The sequence below is a fragment of the Nocardia sp. CNY236 genome, assembly GCF_000482385.1.
Taxonomy (GTDB): domain Bacteria; phylum Actinomycetota; class Actinomycetes; order Mycobacteriales; family Mycobacteriaceae; genus Nocardia.
The window spans coordinates 230,377-246,165 of record NZ_KI519394.1 but is presented as its reverse complement, the minus strand read 5'-3'; the positions used below and the strand labels follow the sequence as shown (position 1 = coordinate 246,165).

Below are 15,789 nucleotides of genomic sequence, written 5' to 3'. Positions count from 1 at the left end.
CCACCCCGGAAGGTGCGCCGCGATCGACGCCAATGGCGTCCCCCGGTCCGGGGCATCCCGCACCACCAACGAAGCCAGCACATCCTCCCGATGAGTGATGAAAGGGTAGTACTCCATCGGTGTCCGGAAGCAGAATAGCACCCGCTGCAGAGTATCCCGCTCCTCGCGCGTTACCGGCACCTTTTCCCGCATAAGAGTGGCCGCGATATCAGTGGTTGCCATATCGTATAGGCCATACTCCAGTTCGTCACGGATCATCGCGTTCACATGTTCCGGTAATCGACCGGAAATCCCAGCAGCCAACTGTCGTATATCGGCGCGGAATTTCAGGAAGCTGTCATTGGATGCCATACGCGGGTTACCCTCCCCGATCGATTGTGCGAGCTGGATTCGATCATAGACCACTATAGGGATCCCAGCCAGGTATCTTCCGACCTTGTCCGTCGTTCTTGGTGACACCGTCGCCACCTTTCGGTGCGGCGGAGAGAATCACATCATCTTTTTTCTGCACATACGCCTCGAACAACACCCGTCTACCCTTGTGAGTGCGCCAACCCTTGACGAGCCAAGACCCCCTCTTTGGCTGCCATACGGGTTTCCTGTCGCCGTCCCGCGTGGTCTTGACCAGATCGTCGGCCATTTCGAAGATATCGCGCTCATTCCATTCTATAGGGAATTCGGTCTTGTCGGGGTTTCCTGTGCCGTACATGTGACCGCCGCCGTCCAGCTTTCCGGGATCACCATGAATTGTGTGGGTAGCGCTCATGTGCGTAAACTTGACGTCATCGAGATTCGGAATATTTTCTCTGGATATTTTATCCATCTTCTCCGAGTTCCACTTGCTGCTTCTATCGTTCCTATCCTCGGCCTTTTGGCGCGTATAGTCTGGTGAATCCCCTTTCGGGTTGTCGGCCGCAGCGATTTTCTCCTTCTCATTTTGCGAGGCGTAGGCCTCAGCGATTTCCCTCTTCCGTCGCTCTTTCTGTTGCTTTGCCAGTTGTTCGTAATATTCGTCTGCTGTCTGTGGTTCGCGGGTGCTGCCGGAGGGTTTGTCGGTTCTGCCAACGTCATCTCCGCTGCGGCTTCGGAAGATCGCAGTTGGTGTCCAGGAGGACGTTCTTTGTGCAGAGCGGGGACCCGCGAGGGCTGGTTGTGGGATCCCAAGGCGTGCTATGTCATCGAGGATCGGTAGACGACCCAGGTTCTTGGCTGCTCGGGCGGGGATGTCGGCCCACCATGCGAGTTCGGCCTCGACCGCGGCACGCACAGCCACGGAACGACTCGACGAGGGTTGACGATCGGGGAGTGTCGCTGCCGTATTGGGCCGTGGTGGCTTTCCATGCCCGGCGTAGGGCACCGCAACAGGTTCATTGCGGTGGGACGGGGTTTGGGTTCTGCGTGGTGGCTGGGGTTTCGGGTGTTGTGGAGGTTTCGGGGGTGGTGTGTGGCTGCGCCGGGCGAGGTTGGCGCGGGCGGCGTTTCGGCCGATGGTGATGGCTTGTTCGGTGGTGGCTCCGCGGGCGAGGGCGGTGTGGGCGGCGTGTCTACCGATGGCGGTCGCCGCGGTGCGTTGGGCGGTGGTCGCGGGGAAGGAGAGGGTGGCAACGGTGATCGCGGCGAGCGCGATATCTGCTGGACTGTGTTGGGGGCGGCGCAGGTCGGGGGTGTAGATGGTGCCGTAGGGGGTGACGCGGGTGTAGAAGCCTGCTCTGATGTGGGCGAATGTCAGGTTGTAGGCAGTGTCGCCGAGAACGACCAACGCTTCACCGACCGGGACCACGGTGAGATCGACGGCGGTGGCAATTGCATCGCGGCCGCGTTGACGGTGCGCTGCCGCGGCCGCGGCCGCGGCCGGGTCCATGGGATTGAGTGCTGCGGGGGCCAGTGGGTATGGGTTCACGATGCTGGCCGCGTCCGCCGCCCAGGAACCGAAACCGCTCACCGCACTGCTAGTAGTGTCGATGATCGCCCTACTGGTGAGGTTCTCTTCACGTGAGGATGCGGGGATGACCAACACCGCACGGCCAGAAGCATCAATGCCCGCCCGCGCCGAGGACATCTGATGCAGGCCGGTGCTGATTCCTTCGATGGGGAAGGTCAGGCCATCGAGCACCAGTCGCCCGACACTCTTGGTGGTATCCCACACGGTGTCCCACGCACCGCGTGAGGGATCATGGCGTCCGGTTTCGTTTCCGTCTCGGTCGTATTCGACGACCTCACCGTCTTCGTAGGTCAGGCGTGTACCACCGTCGGGGAGGTTTTCGACCTCGCCTCGGATAGTGGTGTCGTCGTCTCGTCGTTGCTCGAAGGCGTATGCGAGTTCGCCGTCGGTATCTCGGTGTCCTACGAGGGTGAAATCACCGCGACGTTCGAAAGACGACAACAGGTTCCCGTCGGGATCGAAGATCTTCGAGTCCACCAACACCCCGGACGGGTCATGGACCGTCGCTACACGATTCGATCCCTCCAGGATGGTTTCGTGACGGAAGTCCTGATCATCGATTTGCCATCCGATACCATTGCTGTCGAGCTGCGTGACGGGAACGCTGGCATACCCGCCATCGGCGGTGTTCACCGTCCTGGTACCGAGAATGTTGCCCTCGGTATCGGTGAAGACGTTGTCATACAGTCCGGTGTCCTCGTTCAGGACACCGGTATTGGTACCGAGATAGGTCCCGTCCTCGTCGTAGACGTCACTGCCGACAAGGCTCAGGTCCGCTGACCCGCGCGTCCGAGAATCAGGCGCATCCGAAGTCGATGTACCCGGATCCCAACTGCTGATCTCCCAGTCACTCTCAGCACTGGCCTGGATCCCGTAAGAGGAGTTCCCATCCCCGTCGTCGTGCCAGTGCTGCAGCTGACCGTTACCATCACTGGCGATACGCCAGTGATCGGGTTTACCACCGGGATTCTCGATCCGTAGGTCAACAGTGTTGTTGCCGTTGCCCTCCGGGATCGAATACTGCACCGTGCGGCCATCGAGCAACCTACCGGTCCACACATCACCCGGACTGCGACCGGTCGTATCCGGCATATCCAACAACGTGCTCGGAACAACAGTTGCGGACTCGTCGGACTCCTGCCCATCACTCTGCTGGCCCTGTTCTTCCTTCGCCGGTGTTGGGGATGCCTGCGCAGGAGTATCAGCCGCACCACCTGGCGATGACGGAGCTGAGGGTGAGGATTGGGACGGTTTCGCCGGCACCGAACCAGTACCCGGGCTGGAATTCCCGCCGCTTCCCGAGGAGGAATTGTCGTCCTCGGCGGATTTCGAATTCTCAGTAGACTCTCGACGCTGTTCTTGTGCCTGCTGCTTTGCCGCCTCCGAATCGCTCCGCCACAGGTCCTGCCAATCCTCCGGGATCGGGCCCGTTATATCCGGGCTACCGAAATAGTCCTCCCGCATCTCGTCCCGCTCCGAACGACTCCAGTCATCGTTCAGCTTCCACTCGAGCGGGTTGTAACCCGGCGGGTCTTCATCGTTCGACACTGGTCGCAGCAGCGGTATTTCCACCGCTGTGGCTGGGATTGGGGCGGTAGTTGTTGTTTGTTCGGCTGTGGCTGACAGGTCGCGGCGGGTGTCGATGCGTTCGACCATGCGGGCGGCGGATGCCGGGGTCATGCCGTGGAAGGTGTGTACCCGCCCACCCGGTGCGGCTGTGGTGTCGGGGGTGTCGTCGAAGGTGGGGGTGAGGGTGGCCAGGTGAGCGCTTCGCCCTGTAACCCAGTCCAGGGAATTGGCGGGGTTGTTGGGGACGATGCCGGTGTTCGCCATCGCGGTCACCACCTCACAGATCACTATTCGATTGACAACCGACCCCACCAACGGACCAGACCGCTCACAGGGGTTCGGACAGAAAGAAGCGGCCCGGAACTATTCCGGGCCGCTGACGGTTTCGTATTCGGTCGATCGACTCGACTCAGGTGCTCGCCTCCGGCAAAGGATGATCCCCCTCTGGGTCTGGGTCTGGGTCTGGGTCTGGGTCTGGGTCTGGGTCTGGTGGTGGTGTGTGCACCCACAACACTTGGTCGTCGATCACGTGTGGTGCGCACCCGGCGAGTCCGGAATCCCCGTAACGGATGTCGGAGCCGCCTGGGGGGAACGGTAGGAAGTCCATTCGTAGACGGCGGGTTTCGTCCGCAGGGGTGTCTGGAGGTCCTTCGTGACACCAGAAGGTTATGTCGTAGCCGAATTGTCTGCGAACATCGATGAGCTCGGCGCCGGCGGGAACGGTGATGTCGGTCCAATCCGCGCCGACGTCGACCGGGAGCCGGTAGATGCTTGTCATATCAGATTTCTTCCTGCAAAGACGCCGGGATGCGGAAGCCGGGTGTGGGTGGCTCCTGCCCGGGCAGATGGGTACGCAGAAAACCGCGCAGTTCGTCGATGTGGCGTTGCAGGGCGCGGATCAGCACGATGGCTTCGCGGAACCGCCGTTTGTCGGTGACTGCTTGCTGCTCCAAAGACTGCACTCGGGCACGCAGTTTGGCTACCTCACGCGCCTGCCATGCGGTGACGGCGCCGATCACCGACGCGAGCGCGACTCCGGTGGCCTGAACCAATTCCGGCTGCAGTAGTGACTCCACATCAGCTCCCACCGTTCGCACGGGCGGCGGGAGTGACCACGGGGCGGATGAGCGCACCGGTGATGATCGGGGTCAACAGTCCATACACGGTGAGCGCGGCTTCGATCCAGGCGGTGTCGAGTTCTCGGCCGAGTAGGAATGCCACCACACCGGTGGCCGCGACCAACACCGAACGCACCAGGGCGGGTTCGGGCACACGGGTCGGATTCATCGTCGACGCTCCAACCCGACCTCGGTGAGTAGCTGGTCGAGTTTCAACTCCAATGCCCGCAAACGCTGCTCGTTCCGATAGTCGGCGGCATCGGAGTTGAGCACATACCCGGCGATGGTGTCGCTGTAGTCGGAATCGGCCACTCGCGTGGGAAGGTCATGGGTGAGTTCTCGATGCACTCCCCGCACCTTGTCCAGTAGTTCTCGTTGCTCGTGATCTGAAAGCGCCATCAGGGCACCACCTTTCAATCGGACCGCGATATCGGCGCGAAACCGGTCCATATCCATGCCACCGGGATCCCATTTGCCTTGCTTGGCCCCGGCCCATTCCTTGTGTCCGATCACCCGCTCGGCGCCGCGTCCGAGGCGGCGCAGGATCGCCGCACAACAGGCGACGTACGCGTCGTATTGGACGTCGCTCCAGCCTTCGGTGCCGTTGTTGGCCGCTTCGATACCGATGGTGTGCCAGTTCGCGTTGTCCTCGGGCAGCCCAGGCCAGCGCCCGACACCGGCGTGCCACGCCACACCCGCAGCCACCACGGTGACCGTGCCATCCCGCGCGAGGTGTAGCTGCGACAACGGGCCAGCCAACGATGGGTGTCCGTCGGCGACCTCGTTGGCGGGGGTGTTCGAGCTACCGGTGTGATGGACCATCACACCCCAGATCGCCTCGAAATCACCGTGCCCACGATGCCGCCACCCAGGATGCTCCACCACCGCCAACCTCTCGGCACGAAGAACATCCGCCAACCACATCGGATCACCAGTCCACGACACGATGCCCTGTCCTCCTCGCTGTTGGTAACGGACCATCGCGGCCTGCTAGGCAGCCTCGAAGTAGATGTAGGTATCCGGACCGTCCAGGACGTACGTCGACGTCCATGTTGGAGGTACGGTCACACGCATCCACAGCTCGTCCCCCGGCGTCAGAGACAGCGGTGAATTGAGCTGCGATGTGACGACGCCATCGTCATCGATCGGAAGTGATTGCAAAGAATCGTCGTTGAGCATGAGTTCGAACGTGGATGTCACGGTTGTGGAGACGGTGACGTTCAGACCCCAATACACCATGACCTGACCCGCTTGTCTGGCGATCAGTCCACTCCCACCGATGACGCTGTCCGGGTAACCGCTGCGTTCAGTCCAATCGGTGATTGGAGCTACCACAGTGGAAAGTCCGTCTCCCGCCCTTTGATTCCCGGCTTTGTTCATGCCCATCGGCGACACAGCTTCCGTGCCGCCCACGATGAGTAGTGTCATGCGAGGGTGCTGCCCTTCAGGCTGACTTGCAGGCCATCGCCGGCGTCGGTGTCGACCGCGGTAATGTGCACACTGATCCGCGCACCGGTGTCGAAAACCCAGGCAGTCGCCGGGGTGATCGTGGTGTCACCGGTTTGATCTCCGATGGAGATGGTCGCCGAGGAACCGGCGACAGTCTGCCCGTCCCCGCGGAGTTCGACGGCGAGATCGCCGCCGCCGGCGGTCTCGCAGCGGTAGGTGACCGCGCTTACGGCGATTTTGCGCTGGATGGGGATACCTTCGGGCATCACATTGCCCGCACCCGGCTGGCGGGTTCCGCTGTGGGACTTGAACACGATGTCGTAGATCTGTCCGGCCGCGGTGGGGGTGCGCTCATCGGTGAGTCGAGGGTCGTCCTCTGCGACGGCGCCGACTGCCGAGCGCGCGGCAGGGGCGTCGGCGGCGGTGACCAAAGACCGGCCGATGGTGGTCGAATCGCTGAGTTGGCTGGTGGTGTGGGTGTGGGTGGTCGGAGTCCGAGCATCCCACAGTCGCGGGTCGTCGCCCGCGACCGCGGTGGTCGAGGTCGCGCCGATGGTCGGCGGGAAGGTCGCCGGCTTGCCGGAGATACCGGCCCAGTCACTGGCGCCCGCAGGCCCGCGAACCTCGATGCCCTGTCCTTGGGGCGGCCAGCCGCCGGCCGCGGCGTGATGCACGTACAACAGCCCATCAGCGGCCACGATGTATTGCACGCCTTCCCGCGGGGCCGCTGGCAGCTGATCGTAGGTGGCGACTTGGCCGTCGATCTGGATGCCCGCACCGGGTGGGCCGGTGACCACCGCATTGCCCGCGGAGGCGGGCACGGGTGAGGCGAGGGTGAGATCGACCAGCCCGAGCGCGCCCGTGTCCGGGTCGTTGTCGTCGGGCCCTGGAATGTATTCGGGTACGACGAAACTGAACGGTTCCATGGGGATGCGGTCACCGTCGTAGAACACCTCGAACGACACCCGCCAGGTCCACTCGGACGGATTCGTCGCCTCACTGGGCGCGACCAAGCGAACGCCGCGCTTTCCGCGCCAAGTGAGGTATCCGTACTCGTCGAGCACGCATTCGTAGTGCTGGGGAAGCTGCACATAGGTAGCTGGATCCGGCTCGGCGTCAGCGACCAGCACCTTCGGTGCATTAGCGGTGAAGGTGACCGTGCCACCGAGCGGTGGGAAGGCCGGCAGGTCGTCGACACCGGGGCCGTCGATGATATTGGCGAGGAATCGTCCGACGACTTTTCCGTACTTCAACGGGGGCAGATCAGCCATGGATCTATGCCTTTCGTGCAGCAGCAGCCGGATACGGCATGCGAGATCGGATGGGCCGGAGACGAAGGCGCCGGCCTGCGGTGAGGGAACAGTCGCGCAGCGCAAAACGAGAAGCGCGAGCAAGGAAGGTCGCAGCGGCTCACACGTGTTCGGCGAAGACCATGAGTTGGGCGTCGGTGGTGACAACCTTGAACGAGTTGCTGCCCGCTACCCGCTTGGCGATCACGTACAAGGTGATGGTCTGATTGGGCGCCACGACACCGAGATCGGAATCCGGTGTCATCGGGAAGCTGAACCTCGGACCGATCAGGGTCCAGGTCCAGTTGCTGATATCCAGGCCGACACCGTACCCGACGAGCGCCCCGTCCGGTCCCCCGATACGCACTTCCAGATCGGCACGAGAACCGGTACCCGCGCTGACCCGCACCGAACCGACAACCCTCGGCCGCCAAGCCGTCGGCTGACCGGGCACAGTGATCGCCGCGATCGTCTTCGGCTCGGTGAGATTCGAGCCGCCACTGAACTGACTTTCGCCGATGACCCACGGCCCCTGCGGGCGCGGGCTCGGCGCGGGTACGAACTTGCCTTCCGTGGAACTCCACGTCAAGATGAAATCCCTGCCGAGTTGATGGTCGGCGTCGACCAGTACGTCGGCGGCGTCCTGCAAACGGCCCACACCGCCTGGATCGCCGGGTTCACCCGTCTCGCCCTGGGGGAAGGTGATTTCGAGTCGCTGTCCGGGACTGTTCCCGGTGATCCGGGCTGTCGCGGAGGAGTCGGCCGCGCCGGTCACCGCGGCGCCGGTGAGCGCATTGGCTGCGCCAGGTTTGCCCGCCTGGCCGAAAGCCTCCTCGAAAGCGATGAATTCGAGTCCGGTCCAGAGATAGACCGCATTCTCCGAGACGACCCGCCATGCCTTGCGGGCATCGGCGACAGTCGGTTGCACTGCGTACAGCGCCGCCAAATCGGCGACATCCCCCTGCCACCGCCACGGCCACGCCGGGTCGCCCTCCGCACCGGGTGGACCTGCCGGCCCCTCCCGCAGCTCGATCACCGCTTCGCGGTCGACCAGCTCCATCGGGTTCACCGTATATGGCAGCCCGATCGAATCGGAGACGGCGCGCATGGTGATCATGATGTCGTCGTCCACGACGATGTTCTGTTCGTCGGTCATCTTCTTCTCCGTCTCAGGGCGCTGTCACCGGCCGGGCCCAGCAGACGATCTGGGCGTTGGAGCGGACGTAGCTGTACTTCGCACTGCCTTGGTGGCGATGCAGCACCACGAACAGCGTTTCCGGCTGCCCGGCCGGGATCACCCCGACCGGGCTGTCTGGAGTCATTGCCCGCGTGGCGAAATGCGGTTGGAAATAGCAGTGTCCGTACGCACCGAAGGGGAATCCGGCGCCGAGCGCGACGATCTGCCCAGAGTCCGAGCCGATCAAGACCTCGGCGTCGACGCGAGTAGTGAAGTTGCCGTTGGCTTCGTTCGTCGCCACGGTGACGCCTCCTGCGATGACCGGACGCCAATCGGTTTCTTGCGCAGGAATGTTCAGCCTAGCGACGGTGAGCGATCCATCGACATTGCTCTTCGCCGGTTCGAAGCCCGGCGCGCCGTCCCATGCTTGGGTTTCGAGTATCGACCAGGGGCCGCGCAAGCCTGGATGCGGCGCCGGTTTCCACTTCTGCGCCGACTCATCCCACGTTGGGACGGCGCGATCGACGTGCGCACCGTCGGCGTAGTCCGGCGCGTCTCGGATCGGGCCCGGTCCACCGGGGGCGCCTTTGCTGCCCTCGATGCCTCGTGGCACAGTCAGGTTCAGCACCAGGTTCGGCGGACTGCCAGTGACGGTGACCTCCAGGTCGGATCCGGGTGGGCCGGTATCGACAGTTCCAATGGTCATGGGGTATGACTCGCCGTCGGGCCCGGCGGCGCCGAACGCGTCGGAGAATGTATCGAACGAGGTCCCGTTCCAATACATCAGGGTATTGGTAGACCGCAGCCGCCAGGCCTTGCCGGCGTGAACAGTGGTCAACTTCGAAGACATGGCGGCCAGCGCTGTTTGGTCGGCGATATCACCCTCCCAGCGGAAGGTGGCTCCAGGTTCACCGCGCGACCCCGCGTCTCCGGGGGCACCGGTCATCAGTTCCAGCGTGCCGTTTCGAGGTGTACCGTGCAGGGACTGCACCAAACCCGCAGCGCCTGCGTTCTCATCGATGCCACGCAGCAGTGTGCTGTCGAAATATTCACCTACGGAGGACATGTCACCTCATTCCGATGGGATGTGCGTGAACCACCAGCGAAGCCCTCGTTCGGCTGAAGCTGATCGTGCCGCCGGGCTCGGTGCGCTGCACGGTCACCAGCAGAATCGCCTCCTGCTGTGCGGGCACAGTGGCAAAGGCAGAAGTTGGCGAGAGTGACTTGCTGGCCCGGTCGTCCCGATACCAGGGGATCAACGGCAGCATCAGCATGCCGCCCACGGCAGGCGCCGTCGCGGCGACTACATCACCGTATGCCCCGCCCAGTCGGACCGTGGCCTCGGTGGGCTTGCTACCACCGCGAGTCGAAATATGGCCCTGTACCAGTGGTCGCCACGCGAACGGTTGCGCGGGAATGGTGAAGCTTCCTGCGATCAACTGGTCGATGCCGTCGTCTCCTGTGGCATCGGGATTGAAATCCTCCTGGTACCACGACCACGGCCCGGTACCGAGCGGTGTCGGCATCGGTCGGAACTTCTGGGTGCCTGGATTGTAGGCGAGTATGGATCCGGGAGTCAGGTCCGCTGCGGCGTCGTAATCCTCAGCGTCGGCGATCGGTGCGGAGACACCCGGAGGCCCCTGCGGACCCTGCGGTCCGGCCGGTGCGGTCACGTGCAGCTGCTGTTGCGCACCTATGCCGGAAAATTCGACCGCGGGCATGGTCAGATGTTTCTCGTGCTCGGTCGAGGTGACGGTGATCGCGTTGGCCACGGCCAATGGCCCCTGCGGGCCGACCGCTTGCGGCGAGTGCCGCCATTGCGTTCCGGTCCATACGTCCATGCCGTTGTCATCGAGCCGGTGCCACCATTTGCCGCGGTCGTCCGGACCGAGGTCGGTAGGGCGGCCGGTGGCATTGGGAATCTCACCCATCTTTCGAAAGGTGGTGCGCGGCTTACCCTGCCGACCCGACGGGCCGTGTGGTCCTGTGGGCAAGGTCAGCTCGGCGATGTCGTCGGCGACCTCGACGTCCGCGGTCAGCGCGGGGAGCCCGGTGGGGTCCGGTGTCCGGCGCAATCTGATGTGGGCCGGGAAAGTGATGTCGGCCAATGTTCTACTCCTCACGCCTGAGTCAGAAGATGAGCAGGTCCAGATCGGCGCCCACGTCGGTCGCCAGATCCTTGACCGCGGCGGCGACGCGGCCGAGCCGCTGCCATGCCTTGACGATCGAGTCCTCCTCGTCGGAGCCGTCGCCGACGACGATCTGCCACCGTGCGGCGGTCTCGCGATCGTCGACGAAGGTAAGCTCGGTCACATAGTCGGTGAAAACGTGGTTGTCGAGCGCAAACCCGATCTGGTCACCCAGATGGAAATCCCTACCGAGGATGTACGGTGAGCCGTCTTCGACCGAGACCCGTTTGCTGGTGTATCCGCGGGTCAGGTGCAGACCTTGCCGGGCGGCGACCAAGCCGTCGAGGTTGAATGCCTTGTCACTACCCGAGATATACATCTCGCGGAAAGCATATGGACCCGCTCGTTCGACCCGTTCCATGTTCCGGTAGACGTTCCAGGCCAGAAACACGTCGTTGAGCTGTCCGCGATAGAGCCAGCCCAGGCCGATGAGCGAGAGCAAACCCTTGAGCACGAACTCGATGCCCGCGTTCACCCAACCCGGGGAACGGCCGCCGATGATGACGTCGGTGGCGGTGGGTTTGTGCAGCGCGATCTCCGAGCGCCCGATACCGGAATACTCGCCCTCGAAATACCACACCCACGGGTAGTTCTTGAAGGTTCCGTGCGTGCCGGGCTCTCCGTACACTGCCTCGTAGGCGGTCGTGGAATTGAAATTCGGGTAGCGAACCGGCGTTGTGCCATCATCACTGAATTCCTCTATCCACGACTGTATTCCGGTGAGCAGGGAGCCGGTGTTGCCGGTTACACCCGATTTGTCCACCGTCTCCAACACCACTGTCGGACGGTCCAGATAGAACCACTCGGGCGCGGGCTGTTCGTCCTCGTCGGGCAGGAAGAAGCGGGCGGTGAGCATCACGCCCGAATCCTCGAGCATGGGCGCGAACAGCTTGTCGGCCATGTCGAACCGGGCCGAGGCCGCGCTCCAGCCGCTGGTGTCGGTCAATGGATCGACCGGCACCACCGCGATCGGGAACAACGTGTTGCCGACCCCGGCCCAATTCGGGTCGTCGGCCGCACCTGGTGGTGCCCAGCCAGGCGCCTGGAGGCGCATCAGGTTCGCGGTGAGGTAGTTGGTGACTATGGTGCGCACCGGGCCGAACTGGATCATGTGCCGTGGGAACTGCGCCAGGATCGGAGCGAAAGGGCTGGCCCAGCAGCAGATCGTGGAAACATGGTTCCAGCAGTGGATGGCCTCGATGTCGACGGTCTCCACGCCGTGCTCGTCCCGCACGATCGCGGCCTTGGTGATGTAACCGTCCCAGCGGAAACCACTGGTGTTCACCGTGATCGGAATGGTCGCGTCTTCTTCGTCCGCATTGTTGAACAGGTGGTCGAAGTGGACCATGTCGCGCGGGCAGGTCATCTTCAGCCCACCCGCGGAATTGCGTGGGTAGGTGAATTCCAAGGATAGATAGTTGTGTTCTTCGCCCACTTCGCGCATGAACTTGTCCCAATAGCGGACCAGTACTGTAGGATTGCGACGCTCGGCTTGCTCGGCCAAGTGCTCACGGTCCATGCGCAGCGATTCGGCCTGCGGGTCCCACGTCGGCGCGCCCATCAGAACGGCCTCGACGACCGCGGCGTCACCGCCGCGATCAGGCTCGACTGCAGGGTGCCGCCCTCGATCCGGACGGTGATCTCGGTGGAACTCCACGGCGGCAATGAAGCAATCCAGCGACGACCGGCCAACTGGCCCCAGACATGCTGGCCAGCAACGGAACCCGAATACAACCGTGCGGTTCGGTGGCGCGGATGCGTGTCGATACGCAGTGTTTGCCCTTCGACCAACAACGGCGTCTGCACCATGCGTAGTTCATCACCGCCGGTCGGGTCCATAATCTGCCAACGCCCAGGCCCATTCATCGTGTAGCGAGGCCAAGCGGGCTGGTCGGCGGCATTACGGGCGCGCACGACACCCTCGTTGAGCCCAACGCTGTTGGTCCACACCGAGGTTTCCTCGAAGTGCTGTTCCAACGGATCCATGGCTGTGGCCGACATACGGTACACAGCGAGGGCGTTGCGCGCTGGATCTACTTCGCTGACCGACTCGGGCGCGGAATCGAGCTGAGCCCGTTGGAATCGCCATCCTTGATGGCGGGTGAAATACCCTATGGTGCAGGGAGTGTCGGTGGACCATCCGCGGAACCAGGCGTCGTGAACAGCGTGGAAGTCTCGCAGCGATCCAGCGCCGCGGCCTTGCGCGGAGGGTGAGACGACAACGAGAAAGTCCCATTCCTTCTTGGCGCGCACCGAGCGCAGGAAGGTCGCGCCGTCCTGGCGCGCACCCTCCGATACCAGCAGTTGCGTTGGAGCGAACATGAACCCGCGTTGGCTTGACAGCCGTACCCCTTCTCGTCCGGCGTTCGCGCCGGAAAGGTGCCACACCCTGCCGTTCACATCCCAAACCACGATCTTCGTGTCCGGGGCATCGAGTAGTTGGCGGGTCATCTGCCGAGTCCTCCTCCGCGTTGTTGCGCCACCGTGCGGCGTCGACGGACCCGTTCCACCGCGATGGCGGCGCTCTTGGGGTCCATGCCGTTGAAGTTGTAGATGTCGCCGCGGGCTGTGCGTCCGCCGGCGCCACGGGCGAGGTCGACCAAGCCGAAGCCGCTGCCGATCTCCTCTTTGGCCGCGCTGGCCGCGAGCTCGATCGGTTTGGCGACGAAATCGGCAGCAGTCGAGGCGACCATGGAGCCGAGCATTTCGCCGATTTTCGGGGCAAACACACCCAAAGGACCAAGGGCCGGGGCCACCAGCGTGCCGATCGCACCGCCCGCGAAGCCACCGAGGCCCGACGCGGCGCCACGAATGGCACCCGTAATACCGCCGACGAGGCCGTGCTGCTGCGCACCAGCGATACCGGACTGTAGGGCGGCCATACCGACTTGCTGATCCCACGTGGGGTCCGGCGGCGGCTTCACATCGAGTGGCGTCCACTCGATGTTCGTGGCATTACCGATCATTGCGCCGATGGTCCCCAGCCATTGATTTTCTGGGTCGGCGTTCTCGTAAGCCGTGCCGACCGTGGCTCCGAGGTCGACGCCGAGTTGTCTACCCAAGGCGCCGAAGGCCCCGCCGTTTCCGCCGAGTGCGGCATCGAGCGCACCGCCCAGGTCTGCGCCGACTTGGCCTCCGGCGAGCTTGGTCAGGCCCGTGAAGTCGCCTGTGAACGGGTTGTACAACTCGATCTGTTGTTCGAGCGTGTCGGCTTCGGGGATATCCCTCCAAGCCGCGTCCTCGCTGCTCTGACCACTGTCGAAAGCGGGTAGACGCAGGCCGTGGCCACCAGCATTCGGTGTCGGCTGCGGGCCATGGGTGTTGCGGCTTTCTTGTTCTGGTCTCGGCTGCCGCAGGCGATAGGTAGCACTGCCCCCGCTGTATATAGGTACGTGCGGATCTGTACCCGGGCTGTCGAGAGTCTCGCCTGGGCTATCGAGAGGTAGCTTCGGCTGCTTGCGCAAGCCATCGAGAATCGAGGAGAAGAGCCCGGGATCGGTTGCTTCCGGCACGACGAGCGGACCAGCTGGATCTGCCGGATAGGTAATCCCAGTCGATCCGCCGCCAGGGTAGTACGCCCACACTGGGTCACTGGCCCCATCCGCGCCAGCTGGCAGATATTCCCACCACTCGTCGTTGGTCTCGCTCCCGCCGCTCGGCACGTACCGCTTCGGCTGACCGCTGGCCGGGCCGCCTCCGCCGGTCTGGAAACCGCCGGCTCCGCCGGTCTGGACGCCACCGCTTCCGCCCGGTGCACGCGGGGAGCTTCCCGGCTGAGTACTGGGGGCCGGTGCCCCGCCCAAGGTCTCGGGAGTCGTCCTGGCTTCGCCGCTGACGGTCATCGACGCGCGGAGGCTTCCGCCGAACCGGGAGCCGACCAGGCTGCCCAGCTGGGCGCCGATTTCCGGCGCCAATGCGCCCGCGGGTCCGAGCGCTGGGCCGATGGCGGTGCCGAGTGCGGCGCCTACTCTACTGCCGGCTTTCGTGGCGGCGTCCTCCAGGCCGTACCCGAAAGAATCTGCCAGCTTGCCCAAGTGAGCGAGCCCTTCGCTCTGGGTGTTCGGGGGCAGGTCTCGCCGATACAGGTCTGAAAGTTTGCCCACCGGGGTAGAGAACTCACCGGGGCGACTGGGATCCCACGGAATCCCCCGGGGTTCGATGCGCAGGCTCGCGGTCAGCGGGTCCGGGGCTCCGTCGACGCCCGGTCCCGGCCGTTGCTTCAGTGCGGCCATAGGCTGGGACGAATCGGTTGATCCGCCAAAGAGTGTGCCAAGAATTCCGTTCGACGCGAACAATGGTGCGATCGCCGAACCCAGTGCGGCTCCGGCCGCACCCCCAGCATCTGCGGCAGCGTTCCCGAGTCCACTCAACGCATCCCCGACCCAGCCGTAGATGCCGAAATCTTCCGGTCGGAAGCCTGTGGTGGCCGGACTAGTCGGCGCCTCCAGACTGCCCGCGAGCAGATTGCGCCACTCTTTGGAGGCGGCATCGCCGATCAGTCCGCCCATCGCGAAACCCGGTAGCATGCCAGCCAGGAAGCGTGGTGATGGCACCCACCCCGCGTTGATCGCCTCCAGCAGGGGCAAGGTTTTGGCCGTAGCCGCCGCGTTGACCACGTACTCGCCATTGGACAGTCGGGTCAGGATCGAATCGTCGCGCGGCCCGCCCGGCCCGGACACCATCCCGCCAGAGGCACGACGAACAGGAGGGGTCCGGTTTACCTGGTGTTCAGCTGGATTGGTTATGGTGGCTCGTGAAATGATTCGGACGAAGAACTTCGGCGTTATGTCCAGGATCGCGTGAATCGCGCGGGCGAGCGAATTGATCCCGACGGTGGTGTTCGTGATGTCGTTCGCAGCAGCGGTTCCTGCGACGGGTACCGAGTCATCGTCGGGCAGTGTGATGGCCGAGGCCCCGGTGGCTGCGCCGCCTTTCCATACAGTTCCGCTGGGTAGCTGTACCTTGCGGCGGTGCGCGGGCTGGCCACTTGACGAAAGCCGCGTATCGGAGTTCATCATTTTCTCCACATTCACATCTACTTTCTCGGCCACGTGCA

General features: G+C 63.8%; 14 protein-coding genes. All 14 read right to left on the bottom strand.

The annotated features are described in order from the left end of the window. Positions 1-351: hypothetical protein (locus K940_RS0124165; RefSeq protein ID WP_028479583.1), on the bottom strand; the 351-nt coding region annotated here is incomplete at its 3' end. A gap of 43 nt (positions 352-394) precedes the next feature. Then, on the bottom strand, positions 395-3,775 hold the full coding sequence (locus tag K940_RS0124160) for a hypothetical protein (RefSeq protein ID WP_155981097.1): 3,381 nt from the start codon (positions 3,773-3,775) through the stop codon (positions 395-397). Between the two features lie 145 nt (positions 3,776-3,920). After that, a complete protein-coding gene (locus tag K940_RS32035; protein ID WP_081706610.1) occupies positions 3,921-4,289 on the bottom strand; it encodes a hypothetical protein in 369 nt (122 codons plus the stop codon). Position 4,290: 1 nt separating this feature from the next. Beyond that, positions 4,291-4,587, bottom strand: coding sequence for a hypothetical protein (locus K940_RS0124150; RefSeq protein ID WP_036530053.1), 297 nt, complete (start codon positions 4,585-4,587; stop codon positions 4,291-4,293). A gap of 1 nt (position 4,588) precedes the next feature. Further along, the gene (locus K940_RS30180; protein ID WP_051407502.1) at positions 4,589-4,798 is read right to left on the bottom strand and encodes a hypothetical protein; all 210 of its coding nucleotides are present in this window, start codon (positions 4,796-4,798) and stop codon (positions 4,589-4,591) included. Then, the gene (locus K940_RS31195; protein WP_051407501.1) at positions 4,795-5,610 is read right to left on the bottom strand and encodes an N-acetylmuramoyl-L-alanine amidase; all 816 of its coding nucleotides are present in this window, start codon (positions 5,608-5,610) and stop codon (positions 4,795-4,797) included. Before K940_RS31195 ends, K940_RS30180 begins: the two co-directional genes overlap by 4 nt. A 9-nt stretch (positions 5,611-5,619) precedes the next feature. Next, the gene (locus tag K940_RS0124135) at positions 5,620-6,057 is read right to left on the bottom strand and encodes a hypothetical protein (RefSeq protein WP_028479579.1); all 438 of its coding nucleotides are present in this window, start codon (positions 6,055-6,057) and stop codon (positions 5,620-5,622) included. Beyond that, entirely contained in the window at positions 6,054-7,349 is a 1,296-nt protein-coding gene (locus K940_RS31190; protein WP_051407500.1) for a hypothetical protein, read from the bottom strand. The genes K940_RS0124135 and K940_RS31190 overlap by 4 nt, the downstream gene beginning before the upstream one ends. Before the next feature lie 139 nt (positions 7,350-7,488). Continuing rightward, on the bottom strand, positions 7,489-8,523 hold the full coding sequence (locus tag K940_RS0124125) for a hypothetical protein (RefSeq protein WP_028479578.1): 1,035 nt from the start codon (positions 8,521-8,523) through the stop codon (positions 7,489-7,491). Between the two features lie 13 nt (positions 8,524-8,536). After that, positions 8,537-9,610, bottom strand: a complete 1,074-nt coding sequence (locus K940_RS0124120; protein WP_028479577.1) for a hypothetical protein — start codon at positions 9,608-9,610, stop codon at positions 8,537-8,539. A 1-nt stretch (position 9,611) separates the two neighbouring features. Next, a complete protein-coding gene (locus K940_RS0124115; RefSeq protein WP_028479576.1) occupies positions 9,612-10,652 on the bottom strand; it encodes a hypothetical protein in 1,041 nt (346 codons plus the stop codon). A gap of 22 nt (positions 10,653-10,674) precedes the next feature. Next, on the bottom strand, positions 10,675-12,294 hold the full coding sequence (locus K940_RS0124110; protein ID WP_036530047.1) for a hypothetical protein: 1,620 nt from the start codon (positions 12,292-12,294) through the stop codon (positions 10,675-10,677). Beyond that, positions 12,294-13,184 carry a hypothetical protein gene (locus K940_RS0124105; protein WP_036530045.1) on the bottom strand — a complete coding sequence of 297 codons (891 nt, stop codon included), beginning with the start codon at positions 13,182-13,184 and terminating at the stop codon, positions 12,294-12,296. Before K940_RS0124105 ends, K940_RS0124110 begins: the two co-directional genes overlap by 1 nt. Beyond that, on the bottom strand, positions 13,181-15,784 hold the full coding sequence (locus tag K940_RS0124100) for a hypothetical protein (protein WP_196812350.1): 2,604 nt from the start codon (positions 15,782-15,784) through the stop codon (positions 13,181-13,183). The genes K940_RS0124105 and K940_RS0124100 overlap by 4 nt, the downstream gene beginning before the upstream one ends. Between the last annotated feature and the right edge of the window lie 5 nt (positions 15,785-15,789).